The organism is Mesorhizobium sp. 131-2-1, from assembly GCF_016756535.1.
In the GTDB taxonomy this organism is placed as follows: Bacteria; Pseudomonadota; Alphaproteobacteria; order Rhizobiales; family Rhizobiaceae; genus Mesorhizobium.
In genome coordinates this window covers 6763090-6783312 of record NZ_AP023247.1, presented here as the reverse complement: position 1 = coordinate 6783312, position 20223 = coordinate 6763090, and the positions used below count along the sequence as shown (strand labels likewise).

Annotated in this window: 20 protein-coding genes; 15 read left to right on the top strand and 5 right to left on the bottom strand. The window is 63.9% G+C overall.

From position 1 onward, the window contains the following. Positions 1 to 118 precede the first annotated feature (118 nt). From JG743_RS32570 to JG743_RS32545, 6 genes are all read left to right on the top strand, one after another. Positions 119 to 580 carry a MerR family transcriptional regulator gene (locus tag JG743_RS32570; protein WP_202296647.1) on the top strand — a complete coding sequence of 154 codons (462 nt, stop codon included), beginning with the start codon at positions 119 to 121 and terminating at the stop codon, positions 578 to 580. 240 nt (positions 581 to 820) lie between these two features. After that, positions 821 to 2617 (top strand): acyl-CoA dehydrogenase, encoded by a 1797-nt coding sequence (locus JG743_RS32565; protein ID WP_202296645.1) that lies wholly within the window; start codon positions 821 to 823, stop codon positions 2615 to 2617. A 52-nt stretch (positions 2618 to 2669) separates the two neighbouring features. Further along, positions 2670 to 3842, top strand: coding sequence for an acyl-CoA dehydrogenase family protein (locus tag JG743_RS32560; RefSeq protein WP_202296643.1), 1173 nt, complete (start codon positions 2670 to 2672; stop codon positions 3840 to 3842). Positions 3843 to 3874: 32 nt separating this feature from the next. Further along, complete coding sequence (locus JG743_RS32555; protein WP_202296636.1) at positions 3875 to 5083, top strand: acetyl-CoA C-acetyltransferase; 1209 nt, start codon at positions 3875 to 3877, stop codon at positions 5081 to 5083. A 14-nt stretch (positions 5084 to 5097) separates the two neighbouring features. After that, positions 5098 to 7317: a 3-hydroxyacyl-CoA dehydrogenase NAD-binding domain-containing protein gene (locus JG743_RS32550; protein WP_202296634.1), complete on the top strand. Its 2220-nt coding sequence runs from the start codon at positions 5098 to 5100 to the stop codon at positions 7315 to 7317. A 12-nt stretch (positions 7318 to 7329) separates the two neighbouring features. Continuing rightward, positions 7330 to 7872 (top strand): thioesterase family protein, encoded by a 543-nt coding sequence (locus tag JG743_RS32545; protein WP_202296625.1) that lies wholly within the window; start codon positions 7330 to 7332, stop codon positions 7870 to 7872. A gap of 82 nt (positions 7873 to 7954) precedes the next feature. Here JG743_RS32545 and JG743_RS32540 read toward each other — a convergent pair whose 3' ends face one another. Beyond that, the gene (locus tag JG743_RS32540) at positions 7955 to 8578 is read right to left on the bottom strand and encodes a flavin reductase family protein (protein WP_202296623.1); all 624 of its coding nucleotides are present in this window, start codon (positions 8576 to 8578) and stop codon (positions 7955 to 7957) included. 18 nt (positions 8579 to 8596) lie between these two features. Continuing rightward, complete coding sequence (locus JG743_RS32535; protein ID WP_202296615.1) at positions 8597 to 8761, bottom strand: hypothetical protein; 165 nt, start codon at positions 8759 to 8761, stop codon at positions 8597 to 8599. Positions 8762 to 8821: 60 nt separating this feature from the next. On the opposite strand from JG743_RS32535, the gene JG743_RS32530 reads away from it, so the two are divergent. Together JG743_RS32530 and JG743_RS32525 are read left to right on the top strand one after the other, a co-directional pair. After that, positions 8822 to 9466, top strand: a complete 645-nt coding sequence (locus JG743_RS32530; protein WP_202296613.1) for a S24 family peptidase — start codon at positions 8822 to 8824, stop codon at positions 9464 to 9466. After that, positions 9467 to 10321: a thermonuclease family protein gene (locus JG743_RS32525; RefSeq protein ID WP_244673025.1), complete on the top strand. Its 855-nt coding sequence runs from the start codon at positions 9467 to 9469 to the stop codon at positions 10319 to 10321. Here the strand turns inward: JG743_RS32525 and JG743_RS32520 are convergent. Beyond that, positions 10284 to 11933, bottom strand: a complete 1650-nt coding sequence (locus tag JG743_RS32520; protein ID WP_202296611.1) for a lysine--tRNA ligase — start codon at positions 11931 to 11933, stop codon at positions 10284 to 10286. The genes JG743_RS32525 and JG743_RS32520 overlap by 38 nt on opposite strands. A gap of 157 nt (positions 11934 to 12090) precedes the next feature. Here JG743_RS32520 and JG743_RS32515 point away from each other — a divergent pair, with 157 nt between their 5' ends. Then, entirely contained in the window at positions 12091 to 12501 is a 411-nt protein-coding gene (locus JG743_RS32515; protein WP_202296601.1) for a tellurite resistance TerB family protein, read from the top strand. Between the two features lie 38 nt (positions 12502 to 12539). Here the strand turns inward: JG743_RS32515 and JG743_RS32510 are convergent, their stop codons facing one another. Then, positions 12540 to 13373 carry a transporter substrate-binding domain-containing protein gene (locus tag JG743_RS32510; RefSeq protein WP_446720923.1) on the bottom strand — a complete coding sequence of 278 codons (834 nt, stop codon included), beginning with the start codon at positions 13371 to 13373 and terminating at the stop codon, positions 12540 to 12542. Between the two features lie 273 nt (positions 13374 to 13646). Here JG743_RS32510 and JG743_RS32505 point away from each other — a divergent pair, with 273 nt between their 5' ends. The 3 genes from JG743_RS32505 to JG743_RS32495 all read left to right on the top strand — a co-directional run bounded on the left by JG743_RS32505 (position 13647) and on the right by JG743_RS32495 (position 15876). Further along, positions 13647 to 14378, top strand: a complete 732-nt coding sequence (locus JG743_RS32505) for a helix-turn-helix transcriptional regulator (protein WP_202296597.1) — start codon at positions 13647 to 13649, stop codon at positions 14376 to 14378. Positions 14379 to 14475: 97 nt separating this feature from the next. Then, positions 14476 to 15114, top strand: a complete 639-nt coding sequence (locus JG743_RS32500; protein WP_202296595.1) for an acyl-homoserine-lactone synthase — start codon at positions 14476 to 14478, stop codon at positions 15112 to 15114. 12 nt (positions 15115 to 15126) lie between these two features. Continuing rightward, positions 15127 to 15876: an enoyl-CoA hydratase-related protein gene (locus tag JG743_RS32495; protein WP_202296593.1), complete on the top strand. Its 750-nt coding sequence runs from the start codon at positions 15127 to 15129 to the stop codon at positions 15874 to 15876. A gap of 36 nt (positions 15877 to 15912) precedes the next feature. Here JG743_RS32495 and ppk2 read toward each other — a convergent pair whose 3' ends face one another. Next, the gene (gene ppk2 / locus JG743_RS32490; protein ID WP_202296590.1) at positions 15913 to 16818 is read right to left on the bottom strand and encodes a polyphosphate kinase 2; all 906 of its coding nucleotides are present in this window, start codon (positions 16816 to 16818) and stop codon (positions 15913 to 15915) included. A gap of 161 nt (positions 16819 to 16979) precedes the next feature. On the opposite strand from ppk2, the gene JG743_RS32485 reads away from it, so the two are divergent. The 3 genes from JG743_RS32485 (at position 16980) to JG743_RS32475 (ending at position 20184) form a co-directional block, all read left to right on the top strand. After that, the gene (locus JG743_RS32485; RefSeq protein WP_202296588.1) at positions 16980 to 18245 is read left to right on the top strand and encodes an ATP-binding protein; all 1266 of its coding nucleotides are present in this window, start codon (positions 16980 to 16982) and stop codon (positions 18243 to 18245) included. Positions 18246 to 18356: 111 nt separating this feature from the next. Next, positions 18357 to 19082 (top strand): phosphate signaling complex protein PhoU, encoded by a 726-nt coding sequence (gene phoU / locus JG743_RS32480; protein WP_202296586.1) that lies wholly within the window; start codon positions 18357 to 18359, stop codon positions 19080 to 19082. 91 nt (positions 19083 to 19173) lie between these two features. Beyond that, complete coding sequence (locus tag JG743_RS32475; protein ID WP_202296584.1) at positions 19174 to 20184, top strand: magnesium and cobalt transport protein CorA; 1011 nt, start codon at positions 19174 to 19176, stop codon at positions 20182 to 20184. Positions 20185 to 20223 lie beyond the last annotated feature (39 nt).

Sequence of the window (20223 nt, the reverse complement as noted above, 5' to 3'; positions counted from 1 at the left end):
GCAGATCCCCCTTTTGCGATTTTTAGTTGAAACCACGACTGGAAGCACGCCCCCGCTTCCACTCAGGCGACGCAAGGTCTGGGACCGCGGCGCCACCAGACGGGGAAAGCCAGTGACCATGAAACTTGTTTCGGCCGGCGAAGCCGCGGCCAACACCAATGACATATCGACTGAAACCGGCGAGGACCTTGCCCGCATCGGCGAGATGGCCAAGAAATATGGCGTGACGTTGCGCACGCTGCGTTTCTATGAGGACAAGGGCCTGCTCAACCCGAAGCGCGACGGTTCGACCCGTCTCTACACGCGCCGCGACAAGGCCCGGCTGAAGCTGATCCTGCTCGGCCGCAAGGTCGGGTTCTCGCTGCGCGACGTCAAGCAGATGATGGATCTTTACGATCCGACCGGCTCCAACACCAAGCAGCTGCGGCTGGCGCTCGACAAGTCGGAGAAGCAGCTCGCCCGCCTGCAGAAGCAGCGGGCGCTGATCGAGGACGCCATCAACGAGCTGAGCACCTCGATGGCCGCCGTTCGCCAGATGCTTACCGAACGCGCCGCTCCGCAGGCCAGCGCCGCCGGCTGATCCTTTTCGCCGGCCATCGGCGAAAATCTCGACCAGGAGCCGCGCGGCCTGTGCCGCGCGGCTCTTTTCTTTTTCGCGACCATGCGCGTCCGCTCACCGAAAATTTTCCATCTGCGACAAGATTGACGTTTACGCAAACGTCAATTTTTGCTATCCGAGCGTCGACATTGGCTCAGCCTCCGATCTGCGCTTTGATCGAGAACTTGCTGGCAGGGCCGGACCGCAAGGGTGGAGGAAGGCATGACGATCTACAGGGCGCCGATCCAGGACACGCTGTTCGTGCTCAACGACGTGCTGGGTTATCAGCGCTATTCCAATCTCCCAGGCTTCTCCGACGCGACGCCCGACGTCCTCGAGGCGATCCTCGCCGAGGGTGCCAAGCTTGCCGAGAACGTCATGCATCCGCTGAACCGTGTCGGCGACATGGAAGGCTGCGTGCGCCATGACGATGGCTCGGTAACGACGCCCAAGGGCTTCAAGGAAGCCTTCGACCAGTATCGCGAGGGCGGCTGGATGGGGCTCGCGGCGCCCGCCGAGTTTGGCGGCCAGGGCCTGCCCTATACCGTCCACACGGCGGTCTCCGAATATATGGTCTCGGCCAACATGTCGCTGATGATGTATCCGGGCCTGACGCAAGGCGCGATCGCCGCAATCATCACCCACGGTACCGACGAGCAGAAATCCACCTGGCTGCCGAAGATGGTCGAAGGCGCCTGGACCGGCACCATGAACCTCACCGAGCCGCATTGCGGCACCGATCTTGGCCTGTTGCGCACCAAGGCCGTGCCGAACGGCAATGGCACCTACAGGATTTCCGGCCAGAAGATATTCATTTCCGCCGGCGAGCACGACATGGCGGACAACATCGTTCACCTGGTGTTGGCCCGCATCGAGGGTGCGCCGGAAGGCGTCAAGGGCATCTCGCTGTTCATCGTGCCGAAGCTCAAGCTCGACACCTCGGGCAATCCCGGTGAAAGGAACACCGTCTCTTGCGGTTCGATCGAGGAGAAGATGGGCATCCACGGCAATTCGACCTGCGTCATGAATTATGACGAGGCCGAAGGCACGCTGCTCGGCGAGGCCAATGGCGGCCTGAAGGCCATGTTCACGATGATGAACGAGGCCCGCCTCGGTGTCGGCCTGCAGGGGCTGTCGCTGTCGGAGATCGCTTACCAGAACGCCGTCTCCTACGCCAAGGACCGCTTGCAGGGCCGATCGCTGTCGGGCGCCAAGGCGCCGGACAAGAAGGCTGATCCGATCATCGTCCATCCCGACATCCGCCGCTCGCTGATGACCATGAAGGCCTATAACGAGGCCGGCCGCGCGCTCGCGCTGTGGACGGCGATCAAGTCCGATGTCGCTCACCGCTCCGGTGACGACAAGGACCGCCAGATCGCCGACGACTACACCGGTCTGCTGACGCCGGTGGTCAAGGGCGTGCTCACCGACAAGGGCTTCGACCACGCGGTGATGGCGCAGCAGGTGTTCGGCGGCCACGGCTACATCGAAGAGCACGGCATGAGCCAGTTCGTGCGCGATGCCCGCATCGCCATGATCTATGAAGGCGCCAACGGCATCCAGGCGCTCGACCTGGTCGGCCGCAAGCTGGCGCAGAACGGCGGCCGCGCCGTGCAGGCCTTCTTCAAGGAGGTCGGCGAGTTCTGCGAAGAAAACCGCGCCGACGAGAAGATGGCGCCCTTCACCAAGGGCCTGAAGAAGGGCCTCAACGACCTGCAGGCGGCGACCATGTGGCTGCTGCAGAACGCCATGGCCAAGCCCGACAATGCCGGTGCCGCTTCGACCGACTACATGCATCTCTTCGGCCTGGTGGCGTTAGGCTATATGTGGGCGCAGATGGCGAAGGCCGCCGGCGCGAAGCTCGCCGATGGCGCCAACGGCTCCTCGGCCTTCTACGACAACAAACTGGTGACGGCGCGCTTCTTCATGGAGCGGATCATGCCGGAGACGGCGACGCGGCTTGCCCGCGTTTCCAGTGGCGCGGACACGCTAATGGCGCTGCCGGCGGAAGCGTTCTAGGTTCGGTGGGCCGGCATCGCCGGCCCACAAGTGTCGGAACGCGGAGGAAATCGTGGCGACAAATCCAGCCGAAATTCTTGGCTTGCCAAAACCCGCCTGGGCGGCGGACGAAGTCGGCATGCTCTACGACATGGCGTCCCGCTTCATGTCGGAAGAGATCGCGCCGCGCTACGACGAGTTCGAGAAGAACGAGATGGTCGACCGCGAGAGCTGGCTGAAGGCGGGCGCGGCCGGCCTGCTCTGCGCCTCCATGCCTGAGGAATATGGCGGCTCGGGCGGCACCTTCGCGCATGAGAGCGCCATCATCGAGGCGATCGGCCACGTCGGCGTCGATGGCTTCGGCATCGGCCTGCACAACTCGATCGTCGCGCCCTACATCCTCCACTACGGTTCCGAGGAGCAGAAGAAGAAATGGCTGCCCAGGCTCGCGACCGGCGAGCTGATCGGCGCCATCGCCATGACCGAGCCCGGCGCCGGCTCGGACCTGCAGGGTGTCAAGACGCGCGCCGAGAAGGATGGCAATCACTACAAGATCAACGGCTCCAAGACCTTCATCACCAATGGCCAGCTCGCCAACCTGATCATCGTCGTCACCAAGACCGATCCGGAAAAGGGCGCCAAGGGCACCTCGCTGATCATCGTTGAGACGGATGAGGTGGAAGGCTTCGAGCGCGGCCGCAACCTTGACAAGATCGGGCTGAAGGCCAACGACACCTCGGAGCTGTTCTTCAACGACGTGCGCGTGCCGACCTCGAACCTGCTCGGCCACGAGGAAGGCAAGGGCTTCGTCCAGCTGATGCAGCAATTGCCGCAGGAGCGGCTGCAGATCGGCACCGGGGCGATCGCCATGATCGAACGGGCGCTGGCCATCACCATCGACTATGTCAAGGAGCGCAAGGCTTTCGGCAAGGCGATCATCGATTTCCAGAACACCCAGTTCAAGCTGGCCGAATTGAAGACCGAGGCGACCATCGGTCGTGTGTTCTACAATGACTGCGTCGCCCGCCACATCGACGGCGGCCTCGACCCGGTGACGGCGTCGATGGCCAAGTACTGGCTATCGGACTTGCAGGGCAAGGTCGTCGACGAATGCCTTCAACTGCATGGCGGCTATGGCTACATGAATGAATATCCGATCGCCCGCATGTACCGCGACGCTCGCGTCCAGCGCATCTACGGCGGCACCAACGAGATCATGAAATTGCTGATCGGCCGCTCGCTCTGAGCGGCATTTCGGCAAACCCAAGGAGCAGGAAAATGGCCGAAGCTTACGTCTATGACGCCGTGCGCACGCCGCGCGGCAGGGGCAAGAAGGATGGCTCGCTGCACGAGGTGCCGGCGGTGCGGCTCGCCGCCAGGACGCTGGAAGCGCTGCGCGACCGCAACGGGCTCGACACCGGAAATGTCGACGACATCATCTTCGGCTGTGTCGATCCAGTCGGCGAGGCGGGCTCCGTCATTCCGCGCGCCGCGGCCTTCGAGGCCGGCTACGACACCAAGGCGCCGGGCATGCAGATCTCGCGCTTCTGCGCCTCCGGCCTCGACGCCATCAATTTCGGCGCCGCCAAGATCGCGCAAGGGGCCGACGAGATCGTTATCGCCGGCGGCGTCGAATCGATGTCGCGCGTCGGCATGGGCATGTCGGGCGGCGCCTGGTTCATGGACCCGTCCGTCGGCCTGCCCGGCTGGTTCGTGCCGCAGGGCATCTCGGCCGACCTGATCGCCACCAAATACGGCTTCAGCCGCGACGACGTCGACGCCTACGCGGTCGAAAGCCAGAAGCGCGCCGCCAAGTCCTGGGCCGAGGGCCGCTTCAAGAATTCGGTGATTCCGATCAAGGACCAGAACGGGCTGACTATCCTCGACCACGACGAGCACATGCGACCCTCGACCGACATGCAGTCGCTGGCCTCGCTTAATCCGTCCTTCGTCATGCCCGGCGAGATGGGCGGTTTCGACGCGGTGGCCGTGCAGAAGCATCCGGAAGTCGAGGAGGTCAACCACGTCCATCACGCCGGCAATTCCTCCGGCATCGTCGATGGCGCCGCAGCCGTGCTGCTCGGCTCGAAGAAGGCCGGCAAGGCGATGGGTATCAAGCCGCGCGCCCGCATCCGCGCCTTCGCCAACATAGGCTCCGAGCCGGTGCTGATGCTGACCGGTCCGGTCGACGTCACCGAGAAGCTTCTGAAGCGCGCCAAGATGAAGCTGTCGGACATCGACCTGTTCGAGCTCAACGAGGCCTTTGCTTCCGTTGTGCTGCGCTACATGCAGGCCTTCGAGATCCCGCATGACAGGATCAACGTCAATGGCGGCGCAATCGCCATGGGCCATCCGCTCGGCGCCACCGGGGCGATGATCTTCGGCACGGTGCTCGACGAGCTCGAGCGCCGTGACCTCAACACCGCGCTGGTCACGCTCTGCATCGGCGCCGGCATGGGCACCGCCACCATCATCGAACGCGTCTGACGGGGAGAGAGAAGATGAGCTATACCAATTTCACCCTCGACATCGACGCCGACGGCATTGCGTTGGTCACCTGGGACATGCCGGACCGTTCGATGAACGTCTTCACCGAAGAGGTGATGCGGGAACTGAACGCCATCGTCGATCACGTCGCCGGTGACGCCGCCATTAAGGGCGCGGTCATCACCTCCGGCAAGGACACCTTCTCCGGCGGCGCCGACATCACCCTGCTGCAGAAGATGCTGGGCGCCTTCGCCGCCGAGAAGGCCAAGGATCTGGGCAAGGCGACCAAGGCGCTGTTCGACAATGCCGGCATCATGACCGGCCTGTTCCGCAAGCTGGAGACCTGCGGCAAGCCGTGGGTGTCGGCGATCAACGGCACCTGCATGGGCGGCGCCTTCGAAATGTCGCTCGCTTGCCATGGCCGCGTCGCCGCCGATTCCGACAAGGTGAAGATGGCGCTTCCCGAAGTGAAGATCGGCATCTTCCCTGGCGCCGGTGGCACACAACGCGTGCCGCGGCTGACCGACCCGCAGCAAGCGTTGCAGATGCTGACCACCGGCCAGAATCTCACGCCGCAGAAAGCCAAGTCGATGGGTCTGATCCACGAGATCGCCGAACCGAACAAGCTGGTCGAGACCGCCAAGGCGATGATCAAGAACGGTCTGAAGCCGGTGGCGCCGTGGGACGAGAAGGGCTTCAAGCTGCCGGGCGGCCCGGTCTATTCGGCAGCGGGAGCCAATCTGTGGCCGCCGGCCATCGCCATCCTGCGCCGCGAGACCTTCGGCAACTATCCGGCCGCCGCGGCAATCCTGAAATGCGTCTATGAAGGCCTGCTGGTGCCGTTCGATACCGGCCTCAGGATCGAGCAGCGCTATTTCACCGAGATCATGCAGACGAAAGAAGCAGCGGCGATGATCCGCTCGCTGTTCGTCTCGCTGCAGGAACTGAACAAGGGCGCGCGCCGCCCGGCCGGCGTGCCGGACACCAAGTTCAAGAAGATCGGTATCCTTGGCGCCGGCTTCATGGGCGCTGGCATCGCCTATGTCACGGCCAAGGCAGGCATCCCCGTCGTGCTGCTCGACCGCGATATGGAGTCGGCCGAAAAGGGCAAGGCACATTCCGACAGCCTGATCTCGGATCAGGTCAAGAAGGGCCGCGCCAAGCCCGAGGAGAAGGACAAGCTCTTGTCGCTGATCACGCCGACGGCCGACTATGCCGACCTCGCCGGCTGCGATCTGGTGGTCGAGGCCGTGTTCGAGGATTCCGCCGTCAAGAAGGCCGCGACCGAAAAGGCGGAAGCGGTGCTGAAGTCTTCGGCGGTGTTCGCCTCCAACACCTCGACCATCCCGATCACCGCGCTGGCAAAAAACTCTGCGCGGCCGAAGAACTTCATCGGCATCCACTTCTTCTCGCCGGTCGACAGGATGATGCTGGTCGAGATCATCCTCGGCAAGAAGACCGGCGACAAGGCGCTGGCGACCGCGATCGATTTCGTCCGCGCCATCAGGAAGACGCCGATCGTCGTCAACGACACGCGCGGCTTCTACGTCAACCGCTGCGTCCTGCGCTACATGTCGGAAGCCTACAAGATGCTGATCGAGGGTGTTCCGGCGGCGATGATCGAGAACGCCGCCAAGGCGGCCGGCATGCCGGTCGGGCCGCTGGCGCTGACCGACGAGACGGCCATCGATCTTGCCCAGAAGATCATGAAGCAGACGATCAGGGACATCGGCGAGAAGGCCGTCGATCCCAAGCAGATGGCGCTGATCAACACCATGGTCGACACGCATGGCCGCTTCGGCCGCAAGAACGGCAAGGGTTTTTACGACTATCCGGCGAAGCCGGCCAAGAAGAAGCTGTGGCCGGGCCTCAAGGACCTTTACCCGCAGCTTAAGCCGGAGACAGTCGACTATGAGGAGCTGAAGCAGCGCCTGCTGGTCACCATCGCGCTCGAGGCGGCACGGGTAATGGAGGAAGGCATCGTCACCGATCCGCGCGAGGCCGATGTCGGCTCGATCCTCGCCTTCGGTTTCGCGCCCTTCACCGGCGGCGCGCTGTCCTACATCGACGGCATCGGCGCCAAGCAGTTCGTCAAGATCGCCAAGGGCCTGCAGAAGAAGTACGGGGCCGAGTTCAAGGCGCCGAAGCTGCTCCTCGACATGGCCGAGAAGGGCGAGACCTTCTACCAGCGCTTCGACCCGTACGCGAAGGGCGAGGTCAGGCAGGCAGCCTGACGGCCGACGCGGATGTACGTCTGGGCGCGCATGGCGCGCATGATGGCCACGGCGCGAAGCCGTGGCCCCTATCTGATCGGCGGCGAAAGCCGGCTTGCCTTCCGTTGCCTGCCGACCGACATCGATTTCAACAACCACCTCAACAATGCCCGCTACATGATGCTGGCCGACCTCGGCCGCATCGACATCTTCCTGCGCGCCGGCCTGATCGCGCTGGCGCGCAGGAACGGCTGGGCGCCGATGATCGGCGGGTTGCAGGTTGCCTATGTGCGCGAGATCAGGCTGTGGCGCCGCTTCGAGGTGGTGTCCTCGATCGAGACCTGGGAAGGGACATCGGTCATCGGCAGGCACCGCTTCGTCCTCGACAATGGCGAAACGGCCGCGCTGATCATGACCACCGGCGGCGTCTACGACCGCCGCAATCGCCGCTTCCTCGACATTGGCGAGGTCGTCACCGCACTTGGCCGATCCGCCGAGCCACGCCCGCCGACCGAGGCCGAGCGGACGTTCATGGCCTCGCACAGGAACCTGCGCGAGCAGGCCAAGGCGAGCTGATCGGGTCGTTTGAGGCCGAAGCGCCGAGCACGGATCGGCCCGAAAGACTCATCTTGCGGGCGTGGAGGATGGCGTTGAGTGCTCAATATTCGGCCCGGAAGGTTTTGCCGAGATCGACGGCGTCGCCGAAATAGTGCCGGAACACATAAAACAGCGGATTCCATTGCGCCGTGTCGATGTGGTTTGTCCCCGGCACAACGATGCTGCGATGCGCATGAACGCGCTGCACGTCCACCTCCATGATGAGGTGTGTCGAGGCTGCGCCTCCTTGCTGCTTTGCGCTGCGATGGCAGGTCAGCAGGCGTGTTTCGAACTGCAAGGGGCATTCCGCGATGCGCGGGGTGAGGATCAATTCGCTAGGTTGGACGGCGAAGCCGCCCAAGGCGAATTTGTCGGCCTCATGGACGAACCCCATTTCCGCCTTATAGGCTGGAACCGGATTCACCCCCGTCGTGCGAGCGATCCGTTCGACGTTCGCCCAAAGGCACGCCGATGGAAAGTTGAGAGTGCATTCGCCGTTGCGCAGGAGATTGGTTGCTCCTTGTGTTGCTGAACTCAGGCCGAGGACCACGCACGAACCCAGGGCCCATGCGGACGACATTGGCGTAATGTTGGCGCTGCCATCATGGTTGCGGGTAACGATCAGGACGACAGGCGTTCCAAAATAGAGAACGGGCGGGGCGATGGATCGGTGGTCCTGTAACATGAGCGGTCCTTCGTGGTTCTAGGGACCGCACCTTACAAAGCTTGCGCACGGTGACGTTTCGGCGGCGCTCGAACGATGCGCGCGCGACGCATCGCTGCGGTCGACGTGATCAATGCCGCCGAGCTCGATCCGGTGCCAATCGCGCTTGATTTTGTCCTTGTCCTTCGCCGTGCCGATGGACATTGCGACGACCGCGCGCTAGACAGGCAGAGGCATTTTTTCCTGTCTTGAAGGAGAGCTCGATTGCTCTCGCATGAGCGTGTCTGGGCTGCCATCGATGCTCTCGCCGAGCGCTATTCGCTCTCGGCGTCTGGCCTGGCCAGGCGCGCGGGCCTCGATTCCACCGCCTTCAACAAGTCGAAGCGCCTGTCCTCGGATGGACGGCCGCGCTGGCCGTCGACCGAATCGCTGGCCAAGATCATCGAGGCCACCGGCGCCTCGCTGGAGGAGTTCACCGGACTGGTGGAGGGCCACGGCGCGACCTCAGCTTGGCAGGCGCGCAGGTCGGCGGTGCCGCTGCTCGGCTTTGCTCAGGCCGGCGCCGGAGGTTTCTTCGACGATGCCGGCTATCCGGCCGGGCAGGGCTGGGATCTGGTCGAATTGCCGGCCAGGGCAACCGCAAGCTCCTATGCGCTGCAGGTGCAGGGCGATTCCATGCTGCCGCTCTACCGCAACGGCGACGTGCTGATCGTCGAGCCGGGCGCCGCCACCCGCAAGGGCGACCGTGTGGTCGTCAAGACCACCGCCGGCGAGGTGATGGCCAAAGTGCTCGAACGCCAGACCGTGAAGTCGATTGTGCTGGTCTCCCTCAATCCCGACCATCCCGACCGCGATATCCCGATGCGCGACATCGAATGGGTGGCGCGCATCGTCTGGGCAAGTCAGTAAGTGCGGCTGCTCCATCTTGCCGTGGCTGTTCTGACGGTGCCGGCAATGGCGGCGCTCGTCGTCGCCGGAGGCCGCGCGCTGAAGGGCGGTGAAAGCGTCGACACGGTCGACCGCATCGATCCGGCGGCCGAAACGGCCGCCGAGGAGGGCGCCGACATGCCGCCTGAAGCCCCGGCCACGGCAGCCATTCCGGCACCGCAGCCGGTGAAGCCTCCCACCCATTCCAGGCCGATCGATCCCGACGTGGTGGCGCCGCCGCAACTCCCCGGCGAGGCGCTCGAGCGCGTCGAGCCACGCGCGCCGCTCAGCGATCTTGCGCTCGCCGGCCCGCCCAAGTTGAAAATGCCGGACGACTGGAACGGCACCAAGCTGTTCCAACCGGTGGCCACCGCCGCCGGACTGATCGAGGCCAAGGGCTATTCGGTCGCGATTTCCGGTGTCGATGTCGTCAAGCCGGACGAAACCTGCAGTGCCGACGGCAAGTCCTGGGCCTGCGGCACCAGGGCGAGGACGGCGTTCCGGGCTTTCCTGCGCGGCCGCGCCCTGGTCTGCGCCGTGCCGCCCGAGGGCGGCCGCGATCTCATCTCAGCCGAATGCCGGATCGGCAACCAGGATATCGGCGGGTGGCTGGTCGAGAATGGCTGGGCGCGCGCCGCCGATGGCGGCCCCTATGTCGAGGCGGGCGAAAAGGCGCGCGCGGGGAAAAAGGGCATTTTCGGACCGGCCCCGAACCTTGGCGGGCTGCCGTCACTGCCGGCTGCATCGCGCCCGGCGCCGTCCGCGCCGGGCTCGATCCTGCAGGAAGAGGACGGCGTCCTTACGCCGCTAGCTGACCAGCCAGCGCCCGCCCAATGAGCGCGCGCGTCTCGGCCACGCCGTAGAGCGCGGCGAACGAGCCGAAGCGCGGTCCGCGCTCCTGCCCGATCAGCACCTGGTAGATCATCTGGAAGAAGGCCACGGAAACACCAGGCCCGCCTTCCGGGCTCTGCTTGGAGTGGTCCTGATAGCGCTCGATCCGACGCGCCACGTTGAGCGCGGCGTTCTGGATCGCCTCGCCGTCTGCGCCCTGCGGCAGTGCGCCGAGCGCATCGGAAAGCTTCGCCAGCGCGTCGCGCTCCACGTCGTCGGCTGCGCGGAAAACCTTGGTTGGCTTCACGAAGTCGTCGAAATAGCGGATCGCGTAGGCGGTCAGACGGTCGAGCTCGGGATGCGTCTGAGGCGTCACGCCAGACGCGTGGCGCGAGATGAAACCCCACAGCACGTCCTTGTTCTGCGCATTGGAGGCGCTGACCAGGTTGAGCAGCAGCGAGAACGGCACCGGCAGATAGATGGCCGGCGGATTGCCGTCATGCATGTGCCAGACCGGATTGCCGAGCCGTTCCTTCCAGTCCTGCCGCGGATAGGCGCCAAGGAAGGTGTAGTACTCGTCCACGGCCCGCGGGATGACGTCGAAATAGAGCTTCTTGGCCTGCCTTGGCCGCTGGTACATGTAGAGCCCGAGGCTCTCGGTCGGCGCATAGGTCAGCCACTCGTCGATGGTCAGCCCATTGCCCTTCGACTTCGAGATCTTCTGGCCGTTCTCGTCGAGGAACAGCTCATAGACGAAATGCTCCGGCGCGCGTCCACCGAGGATGTTGCAGATGCGGTCGTAGATCACCGCATTGGTCTGGTGGTCCTTGCCGAACATCTCGAAATCGACGCCGAGGGCGGCCCAGCGCATGCCGAAATCCGGCTTCCATTGCAGCTTCACCTTGCCGCCCTTGATCGAGAGCGTGGTTTCGGTGCCGTCGTCGTCGAAGGTGATGGTGCCGGCCTTGGCGTCGACATGCTTCATCGGCACGTAGAGCACGCGGCCGCTCTTGGGCGAGATCGGCAGGAACGGGCTGTAGGTCGCCTGGCGCTCTTCGCCCAGCGTCGGCAGCATGACAGCCATGATCTCGTCATAGCGCTCGGCGGCGCGCAGCAGCACCTCGTCGAAGCGGCCTGCCTTGTAGTACTGCGTCGCGCTGGCGAATTCGTAGTCGAAGCCGAACGTGTCGAGGAAGCGGCACAGCATCGCATTGTTGTGGTCGGCGAAGCTTGCATAGTCGCCCCCGAACGGGTTCGTAACCGACGACAGTGGCTGGTGCAGGTACGGCTCGAGCGCGGCGCGGTCCGGCACGTTGTCGGGGATCTTGCGCATGCCGTCCATGTCGTCGGAGAAGCAGAGCAGCTTGGTCTTGACCTTGTCCCCGGTCAGCACGCGGAAGGCGTGGCGCACCATGGAGGTGCGGGCGACTTCGCCGAAGGTGCCAATATGCGGCAGGCCGGACGGCCCGTAGCCGGTCTCGAATAGGACGGTCTCGGGAAACGCGGCATTCTTGTAGCGCGCGATGATCTTCTTGGCTTCTTCGAACGGCCAGGCCTTGCTTTCGGCCGCGGCCGAAAGCATCTCGGGATTGAGATCGATGATGTTTGATCCCGTCATGTCAAAAGTTCCAGCTATCGGCCGGCTTGCCGGCGGGTAAGATTTTCAACCGGTCCTCTAGGCGTGACTGGCCGGAGCGTCAACGATTTGCGGCGGTTTTCCTTGCAGCGCCCTTATGGGACCCCTACCTTCGAGGCCTATTATCAAGGAGTTTTGAATGCCTTTGACGCCACACGATGCCCTGATCTACCTGATGGTCATCACTTCGGCTTCCGACCGCGACATGACCGATGTCGAGCTCGCGCGCATCGGCGACGTCGTCCGCTCATGGCCGGTGTTCGTGGATTTCAACCAGGACAGGCTGGTGGCGGTTGCCCAGGCCTGCCAGAAGGCGTTGCACGACGAGGACGGGCTCGAAGGCGTGCTCGAACTCGTTGCCGGGGCGCTGCCCGAGCGGCTGCGCGACACCGCCTATGCCGCCGCTTTCGAGGTCGCCGCCGTCGATCTCGAAATGCGTATGGAGGAGGTGCGGGTGCTGCAGCTCATCCGCCTCAAGCTCGATCTCGACACGCTGACCGTCGCGGCGATCGCTCGCGCGGCGAAAGCGCGCCTTCGCACGCTCACCTGACACTGGCACGGGCCGAGGGCTGCTGGGGGTTCAGGTCCTCAGAAGAAGCTCACCGGGAAATAGCGCAGGTAGAACTCGGCGAAGGTCCCTTTGATCGAGATTTCCTGCAGGGCGTAGTCCATGGCCGCCGCCAGTGCCGGATCGCCGGCGCGGGTGGCAATCGCCATGCCCGAACCCAGATATTCCGGCGCCAGGTAGGGCCCGCCGGCGAAGCGGCAGCAGCCGGCCGCGTCGGTGCCACCCAGCCAGAAGGCAAAGCGCATGCCGTCGCCGAAGGCAGCGTCGATCTTGCCTGCCTTGAGGTCGCCAAAGAGCGCTTCCGGCGTGTCGAAGGGCACGACCTGGACGGTGCCGAAATAGTCGCGCAGCATCTTCTCATGCGCCGAGCCGGCGATGACGCCGACCCGCTTGCTGCGCAGCTTGTCGAGGATCGGCTCCGCGAAGGCCTTGGCCTTCGGCATGATGAAGCGCGCCGGGAACTGCAGATAGGAGCGCGAGAAGGCATATTTCGTCCGCGTCTCCGGCGTGGCGGCGATGCCGGCGATGATGGCTTCGCCTTCGCCTTTCTGCAGCGCCTCGTCGAGCTCGGCCCAGGGCAGCGCCTGGATCTGGCACTTCTCGGCGATGCCGAGCTCGGCGCAGATCGCCCGCGCCAGGTCGACATGGAAACCGGACAGCCGGCCGCCGCCGTCGAGGAAGTTGAACGGCGGGAAGTCGGTGGTGGTGAGGAATCTGAGGCGCGGCAGCGCCGAGAGGTCGGGCTTCGGCAGCCGCTCCTTGGCGTCCCAGAGCACCGGCACCTGCGGCTCGGTTGCAAATGTCATGGCGGCAAAAAACTGCGCCGCTACAAGCATCGACAGGGCGATGACCATCCGCCACAATGTCACAAGAAGACTCCGCCCAGTCATGTCCTTGGGCTTTTCGTACGAAAATAGAGCCGACACAATGGTTTTTGATTTCAACCTGCGAATTTAGGCGTATGGTTTAGGGAGTTTGCAAATAGCTCCGCGGCGGCGGCTGAAAGGGGGGCAATCGGCCGGTCACGAAAGCGGTGCTGCTTTGCAATCCGGGGTTGATGGCGAAGCGAGGGTCAGGCATCTACCATCGATCTCTAATGCGGATGGCAACATGGGGTAGATGTTGCGATGGGTCATTTTGATCGCACACTGGAATACATCGATCAGCTGCAGCACGCCAACACGGCGGCCGCGGTCTGTGAAAGGCTGCTTGGCGTCACGTCGAACTTCGGCCTGACGGCGCTAATGGCTGGAACGGTTCCGCACCCGGGCACGCCGCGCGGCCAGCAGAAGGACCACGTCCTGCTCTGCGACTGGCCGGGCGAGTGGCTGGAGCGCTATGTGGCGCGCAACTACGTCGATCACGATCCCGTCGTCAGTCACATGAAGCAGCTTCAGGCGCCGTTCCAATGGCGGGAGGCCGCGGAAGGTATCCGCATCGACAAGAGCAGCGGCGAGGTGATGGGCGACGCCAGGGAGTTCAAGCTGCGCGACGGCCTGGCTTTCCCGCTGATCACGCTCGACGGGCAAATCGTCATGGTGTCGCTGGGCGGCGAGGCCGTTGAATTGTCCGAGTCGGAGTTCGGTATCGTGTCGCTCGTGGCGACCTATGCGATCGGCCGCGCCATGCAAATCCACACCATGGCCGCCAAGACCATCGATCACATCGAATTGACGCCGCGCGAACGCGAATGCCTGCAATGGGCCGCCGTCGGCAAGTCCGAATGGGAAATATCTCAAATTCTAGGTATCTCGGAACACACTTCCGAGAAACACCTTCTTAACGCCAAAAGCAAACTCGGTGCCGTCAACAGGGTGCAAGCCGTCGCGGAAGCGATTAGGCGCGGCTATATTAGCTAGGTCGGCCGTGCCGGCCTAGAAATTCTTGCCTACGCGATCGCGTAATTTTTTCGGGAATGCCCGGCCGTATCTTCCTTTTGAACACAGGAGACGGCTAATGCTATTTTCCCTAACAACCCAAGAATTAATGGAGCGTCCCGACCTTTGGGAAGCCGTCCACCGGTTGCGCTACAAGATCTTCGTCGAGGAGATGGGATGGACCGATCTCGAACGCCCCGACGGCCTCGAGATCGACCAGTTCGACCATGACGAGGCGGTGCACCAGCTCGTCATCCGCAACGGCGAGCTTGCCGGCTATCAGCGGATGTTGCCGACGACAAGGGCGCATCTCCTGACCGAGGTGCTGCAGGACCTCTATGAAGGCACGCCGCCCTCGGGGCCGCGCGTCTGGGAGCTGACGCGCTATGCCGTGGCGCCGGGCTTCCGCGATGGCAAGCGCGGGGTATCGACGGTCGGCACCGAGTTGATCGCCGGCTTCGTCGAATGGGGACTGAAACGCAACGTCAACCAGGTCATCATCGAGTTCGAGCCGATGTGGGTCCTGCGCGCACTGCAACTGCATTTCCTGGCGACGCCGCTCGGCTATCAGCGCACCTACGGCAATCAACAGGTCGTGGCCACGCTGCTCACGTTCACCGAACACACATTGGACGTGGTGCGCGCGCGCCGCAATCATTTCGCCCCTGTGCTGGCCAGGGGCTATCCCGACAGGCTCGGCCTGCGGCAGGCATCGTGATTGGAGTTTGTTATGAGTATCCACCCGCAACCAGAATTACGCGGCCACACGCTGGTCGTCACGGTTTCCTCACATGATGGCCGGCCGGTGCTGGACAGGCGCGCCTATGCGAGCCTCGCCAGGACCTTCCATGAAGCCGCCGTCAACGATGACGTGCGCGTCGTCGTGCTGCGCGGCCTGGCAGGCTGTTTCTGCCTTGGCGGCGATTTCTCCGAGTTCCTCGACGCCACCAAGCATCAGCAGCTGATCGCCGCCGTCACCGACATGTTCCGCACGCTGGCGACGTTTCCGAAACCGGTGCTCGCCTGTGTCGACGGCGATGCCGTCGGAGTCGGCTGCACCATCCTGTTCCACTGCGACATGGTCATCGCCTCGAGCGGCAGCACGTTCAGGGTGCCGTTTGTCGATTTCGGCCTGGTGCCGGACGCGGCAACCAGCATCCTGGCGCCGCAGAAGCTCGGCTATGCCGGCGCCTTCCGCTTCTTCTGCCTGGGCGACACGCTCCATGCCGAGGACGCCAAGGCGCTCGGCCTGGTCGGCGAGGTCGTGGCGGACGGCAGCGCCGAGGAAGCGGCTCTTCTCAGGGCAAGGCAGCTGGGCAAGAAGCCGGTCGCCGCGCTCCTGCAGACGCGCGGCCTGCTCAAGGGCGACACAAACGCGCTCTGCGACCGCATCGACCAGGAGATATCGCTATTCCAGCAGGCGCTGCAGGACGACACCACCCTGAAGCGGCTGCAGCGCATCGCGCGGCTGGCGGCATAAGGCCCGGCAGCCTCCGTATCGTCGGCGAAATGGGACCTACTTCTCTAGGAATGATGGCCCTTCGCCGATGATCTTCTTGTCTTCCTTGCCGACAATATCGAGGTCGCGCCCGTCATAGGGCAGCGACGACAGGATGCGCCTGATCACGGCCAGCCGAGCCCGCCGCTTGTCATTGGCCCGCACGATGATCCAGGGCGCGAACTCCTTGTGCGTGCGTTCGACCATGAGGTCGCGCGCCTTGGTGTAATCGTCCCATTTGTTGATGCCGGCGACGTCGATCGGCGAGAACTTCCAGTTCTTCAGCGGGCTCCAGCGGCGGTCGTGGAAGCGTTCGAGCTGGGTTTCCCGGCCGATGTTCAGCCAGAATTTGAAGAAGTGGATGCCTTCGTTGCAGATCATCCGCTCGAAATGCGGTGTCTCGTCGAGGAATTTCTCGTGCTGCTCGGGCGTGCAGAAGCCCATCACCGGCTCGACGCCGGCGCGGTTGTACCAGGAGCGGTCGAAGGTCACGAACTCGCCCGATGTCGGGAAATGGTCGACATAGCGCTGGTAATACCATTGGCCGAGCTCCGGCGGCGTCGGCTTGGTCAGCGCCACATTGCGCGCCGTGCGCGGGTTCATGTATTGGCGCAGCACGAAGATCGTGCCGCCCTTGCCAGCGGCGTCACGACCCTCGAACAGCGCCATCACCCGCTTGCCGGTCGCCTGCAGCCAGGCCTGCGCCTTGACCAGCTCGATCTGCAACTGCTCGAGCGTCGCGTCATACTCCTCACTCTTCAACTTCTTGTCGTAGGGATAGCCGCCGGCGGTCAGCTTGTTGTCCTCGATCCAGTCCGGAAGCACCGGGTTCTCGATGTCGAATTCACGCTCCTTGCCGCCGATCCTGATTTTCAGCGGACCCTGTGCCGGCGCCGCGGCGGGACTTTCCTTGGCTTTTTTCATCGAGACGAACCTTTCCAGCCTGCGGACTCATGCTATTGGGAGCCTCAACGGCGCCGCGCCCCCGTTTGGATGCGCAAATGACGCTGTAGCACTCCAGACCGGTCCAGCGGAAGTTTTCGCGACCGGCGACGGGGGAAGAGGCATGGGGCGCGAGCGCGCGAATGGCTGAGCTGAACGCGGAGCACAAAGGCACGGCGCAACCGGTAGCCGCGCGGCTGTGGGCGAGCCGCTGGCTGCTTGCCGCCGGCTTCGTCGCGGTTTTCGCCGTCTACGGCCTTGCCGGCACATCGGCCTATGTGCTCGTGGCGGCGATTGCGCTGCTGCTGGCGGCCGCGCTGCTTCCGTCGGGCGGCGCCCGGCAGTCGATCGAGAACGCGGCGGCGATCGAGGCAGGCGGCTTGGAGCGGCTTTCCGGCGAATACCTCGCGGCCGCCGTCGCCGATCCGTTGATCATCTTCGACCGCACCGCCACCATCGTCCACGCCAACGCCGCCGCTTTCGCTGCTTTCGGCGGCATCGCGCCGGGCATGTCGCTGTCGCTGAAATTCCGCGCCCCCGAAATGCAGGCCTTGCTGGACAGCGTCCTGTCGGGGACAGTCGCGTCCGATGTTGTCGACTACACCGAAAAGCTGCCGGTCGAGCGGGCCTATCGCGTCAGCGCATCCTCTGTCGGCCACGCCACCGACCTCTTTGTGCTGGTGTTCAAGGACCAGAGCGAGGCGCGCCGGATCGACAGGATGCGCGCCGATTTCATCGCCAATGCCAGCCATGAGCTGCGCACGCCGCTTGCCTCGATATCGGGCTTCATCGAGACGCTGCGCGGGCCGGCCCGCGGTGATCCGGCGGCGCGCGACCAGTTCCTGCAGATCATGCAGAACCAGACCGGCCGCATGGCCCGCCTGATCGACGATCTCTTGTCGCTGTCGCGGCTGGAGATGAAGCCCTATCTCAAGCCGGGAACCGAGGTCGATCTTCGCCAGACCATCGACAGCGTCATCGACTCGCTGGCGCCGCTTGCCCGTGAGAACGGCGTCGTCATCGAGCGCGACTTCGTCGAAGGACCGCTCGACGTGCCGGGCGACCGCGACGAGCTCTTCCAGGTCTTCGAGAATCTCCTGGAGAACGCCTGCAAATACGGACAGTCGGGCGGGCGCGTCACGGTGTCGATCGCGCGCGACGGGACCGGCCCCGAACAGGGCATCGACGTCACCATCCAGGATTACGGTCCCGGCATCCCCGAAGAGCACATCCCGCGCATCACCGAGCGCTTCTACCGGGTCGATGTCGAAAGCAGCCGCACCCAGAAGGGCACCGGCCTCGGCCTGTCGATCGTCAAGCACATACTGACGCGCCACAACGCCAGGCTGTCGATCAAGTCGGAAGTCGGCAAGGGCGCGGCGTTCTCGGTCCATTTGCCGGCGGCCTGACGCCGTACTATCTACCAACTGTCCGTTTCTTTTTTCTGTCATCCGGCTAGCGTATCAGCGCAGGATTCGAGGAAACGACTCGGCGGAAGACCCGGGGAAGGCATTTCGTCCATGCAGTCCGTGCATATCGTCAGCGCCTATGACGAAGAGCTGAAATACCTGTCGAAGCGGATCGCTGCGATGGGTGGCCATGCCGAGCGCATGGTCGAGCAGGCGATCACCGCTTTGGTCAACGCCGATCCCGGCCTCGCCCAGAAGGTCATCCGGGACGATCAGGTCCTCGATGAAGGGCAGCGCGAGATCGACGACAAGGCGATCGTCATCATCGCCAAGCGCCAGCCGATGGCGACGGACCTGCGCGAGATCGTCGGCGCCATCCGCATTTCTGCCGATATCGAGCGCGTCGGCGACCTCGGCAAGAATGTCGCCAAGCGCGTGGCGGCCGTCATCGACGGGCGCCAGCCGACCAGCCTGTTCCGCGGTCTCGAGGCCTTGGCCGACCTCGCCTTGACGCAGCTCAAGGAAGTGCTCGACGTCTATGCCTCGCGCTCGGTGGAGAAGATCGGCTTCGTGCGCGACCGCGACGACCAGATCGACGCCATGTACACCTCGCTGTTTCGCGAGCTTTTGACCTACATGATGGAAGATCCGCGCAACATCACGCCCTGCACGCATCTCCTGTTCTGCGCCAAGAACATCGAGCGCATCGGTGATCACGCCACCAACATCGCCGAGACCATCTACTACATCGTCACCGGCGACCAGATGCCGGCCGAGCGGCCGAAGGGCGACAAGACGGACAAGGTCGTTGTTCCCGGCATGCTGCCGGTGAAGTGAACGACCGCCTCTCGAACACCGTGCTAATTTAGGCTAAGCTCCCGCGAACGTTCCTGAATCCTGATCAGTGGCCGTGTCTCAGGAGGTTGCCATGGAAAACGTTCGAAACCTCACTCCGGCTCCTGCGCCGACGTCCGGCATTATCGCGTCAAGCGTCTATACGGCCGGCCGGCGTATCGCCGACATTCCGATCGAGGAGGCCGGCGACTGGGCCAAGAAGCCGGACCATGTCGTCTGGATCGGACTTCTGGAGCCGGATCGCAACCTGTTGCTGCGCGTCCAGGCGCAATTCCATCTGCACGATCTGGCGATCGAGGATGCCGAGCATCCGCACCAGCGGCCGAAGATCGAGCAATATGGCGACGCCCTGTTCATCGTCGCGCGCACCGCCCAGTTGATCGACGGCCGGGTCACCTTCGGCGAGACGCACCTGTTCGTCGGCGCCGGCTACATCGTCAGCGTCAGGCATGGACCCTCGACATCCTATGCCGCGGTCCGCCAGCATTGGGAAAGCTGCCCGCATTCGCTCGCCAAGGGCGAGGACTTCGTCCTTTATGCCATCCTCGACTTCATCGTCGACAACTACATGCCCGTGCTGGAGCAGATCGAGGACGAGGTCGAGGCGATCGAGGACAAGGTGCTGCTCAGGCCAATGACCGGCTCCGACATCGAGCGGCTCTATATGCTGCGCCGCGATCTCTTGCGGCTGCGCAACGCGGCTCTGCCGCTGGTGGAGGTCTGCCGCCGGCTGACCAGCGCCGACCTGCCGCAGATCAATGCCTCCATGCACCCGCTGTTCCGCGACGTGACTGACCATATCCGTACGGTCCAGGAAAAGATCGACAGCCTGCGCGAGGTGCTGGCCTTCGCTTTCGAAGCCAGTCTTCTGGTCGGCCAGAGTCAGGAAACGGCGATATCCAAGAAGCTCGCCTCATGGGCCGCCATCCTGGCGGTGCCGACCGCCTTCGCCGGCATTTACGGCATGAATTTCAACGACATGCCGGAACTGCATATGGAATATGGCTATCCGACGGTGCTGGTGGCGATCGCGCTGATCTGCTCGTTCCTGTACTGGCGGTTTCGCAAGAATGGATGGCTGTGAAGGTAAGGCAGTAGGCAGTAGGCAGTAGGCAGTAGGCAG

Coding starts and splice junctions, on each gene's coding strand:
- phoU (WP_202296586.1), top strand. CDS start 18,357: ATGCAGTCCGTGCATATCGTCAGCGCCTATGACGAAGAGCTGAAATAC.
- JG743_RS32510 (WP_446720923.1), bottom strand. CDS start 13,373: ATGGTCATCGCCCTGTCGATGCTTGTAGCGGCGCAGTTTTTTGCCGCC.
- JG743_RS32495 (WP_202296593.1), top strand. CDS start 15,127: ATGAGTATCCACCCGCAACCAGAATTACGCGGCCACACGCTGGTCGTC.
- JG743_RS32505 (WP_202296597.1), top strand. CDS start 13,647: ATGGGTCATTTTGATCGCACACTGGAATACATCGATCAGCTGCAGCAC.
- ppk2 (WP_202296590.1), bottom strand. CDS start 16,818: ATGAAAAAAGCCAAGGAAAGTCCCGCCGCGGCGCCGGCACAGGGTCCG.
- JG743_RS32550 (WP_202296634.1), top strand. CDS start 5,098: ATGAGCTATACCAATTTCACCCTCGACATCGACGCCGACGGCATTGCG.
- JG743_RS32555 (WP_202296636.1), top strand. CDS start 3,875: ATGGCCGAAGCTTACGTCTATGACGCCGTGCGCACGCCGCGCGGCAGG.
- JG743_RS32485 (WP_202296588.1), top strand. CDS start 16,980: ATGGCTGAGCTGAACGCGGAGCACAAAGGCACGGCGCAACCGGTAGCC.
- JG743_RS32570 (WP_202296647.1), top strand. CDS start 119: ATGAAACTTGTTTCGGCCGGCGAAGCCGCGGCCAACACCAATGACATA.
- JG743_RS32500 (WP_202296595.1), top strand. CDS start 14,476: ATGCTATTTTCCCTAACAACCCAAGAATTAATGGAGCGTCCCGACCTT.
- JG743_RS32535 (WP_202296615.1), bottom strand. CDS start 8,761: ATGTCCATCGGCACGGCGAAGGACAAGGACAAAATCAAGCGCGATTGG.
- JG743_RS32565 (WP_202296645.1), top strand. CDS start 821: ATGACGATCTACAGGGCGCCGATCCAGGACACGCTGTTCGTGCTCAAC.
- JG743_RS32540 (WP_202296623.1), bottom strand. CDS start 8,578: ATGTTACAGGACCACCGATCCATCGCCCCGCCCGTTCTCTATTTTGGA.
- JG743_RS32475 (WP_202296584.1), top strand. CDS start 19,174: ATGGAAAACGTTCGAAACCTCACTCCGGCTCCTGCGCCGACGTCCGGC.
- JG743_RS32515 (WP_202296601.1), top strand. CDS start 12,091: ATGCCTTTGACGCCACACGATGCCCTGATCTACCTGATGGTCATCACT.
- JG743_RS32545 (WP_202296625.1), top strand. CDS start 7,330: ATGTACGTCTGGGCGCGCATGGCGCGCATGATGGCCACGGCGCGAAGC.
- JG743_RS32520 (WP_202296611.1), bottom strand. CDS start 11,933: ATGACGGGATCAAACATCATCGATCTCAATCCCGAGATGCTTTCGGCC.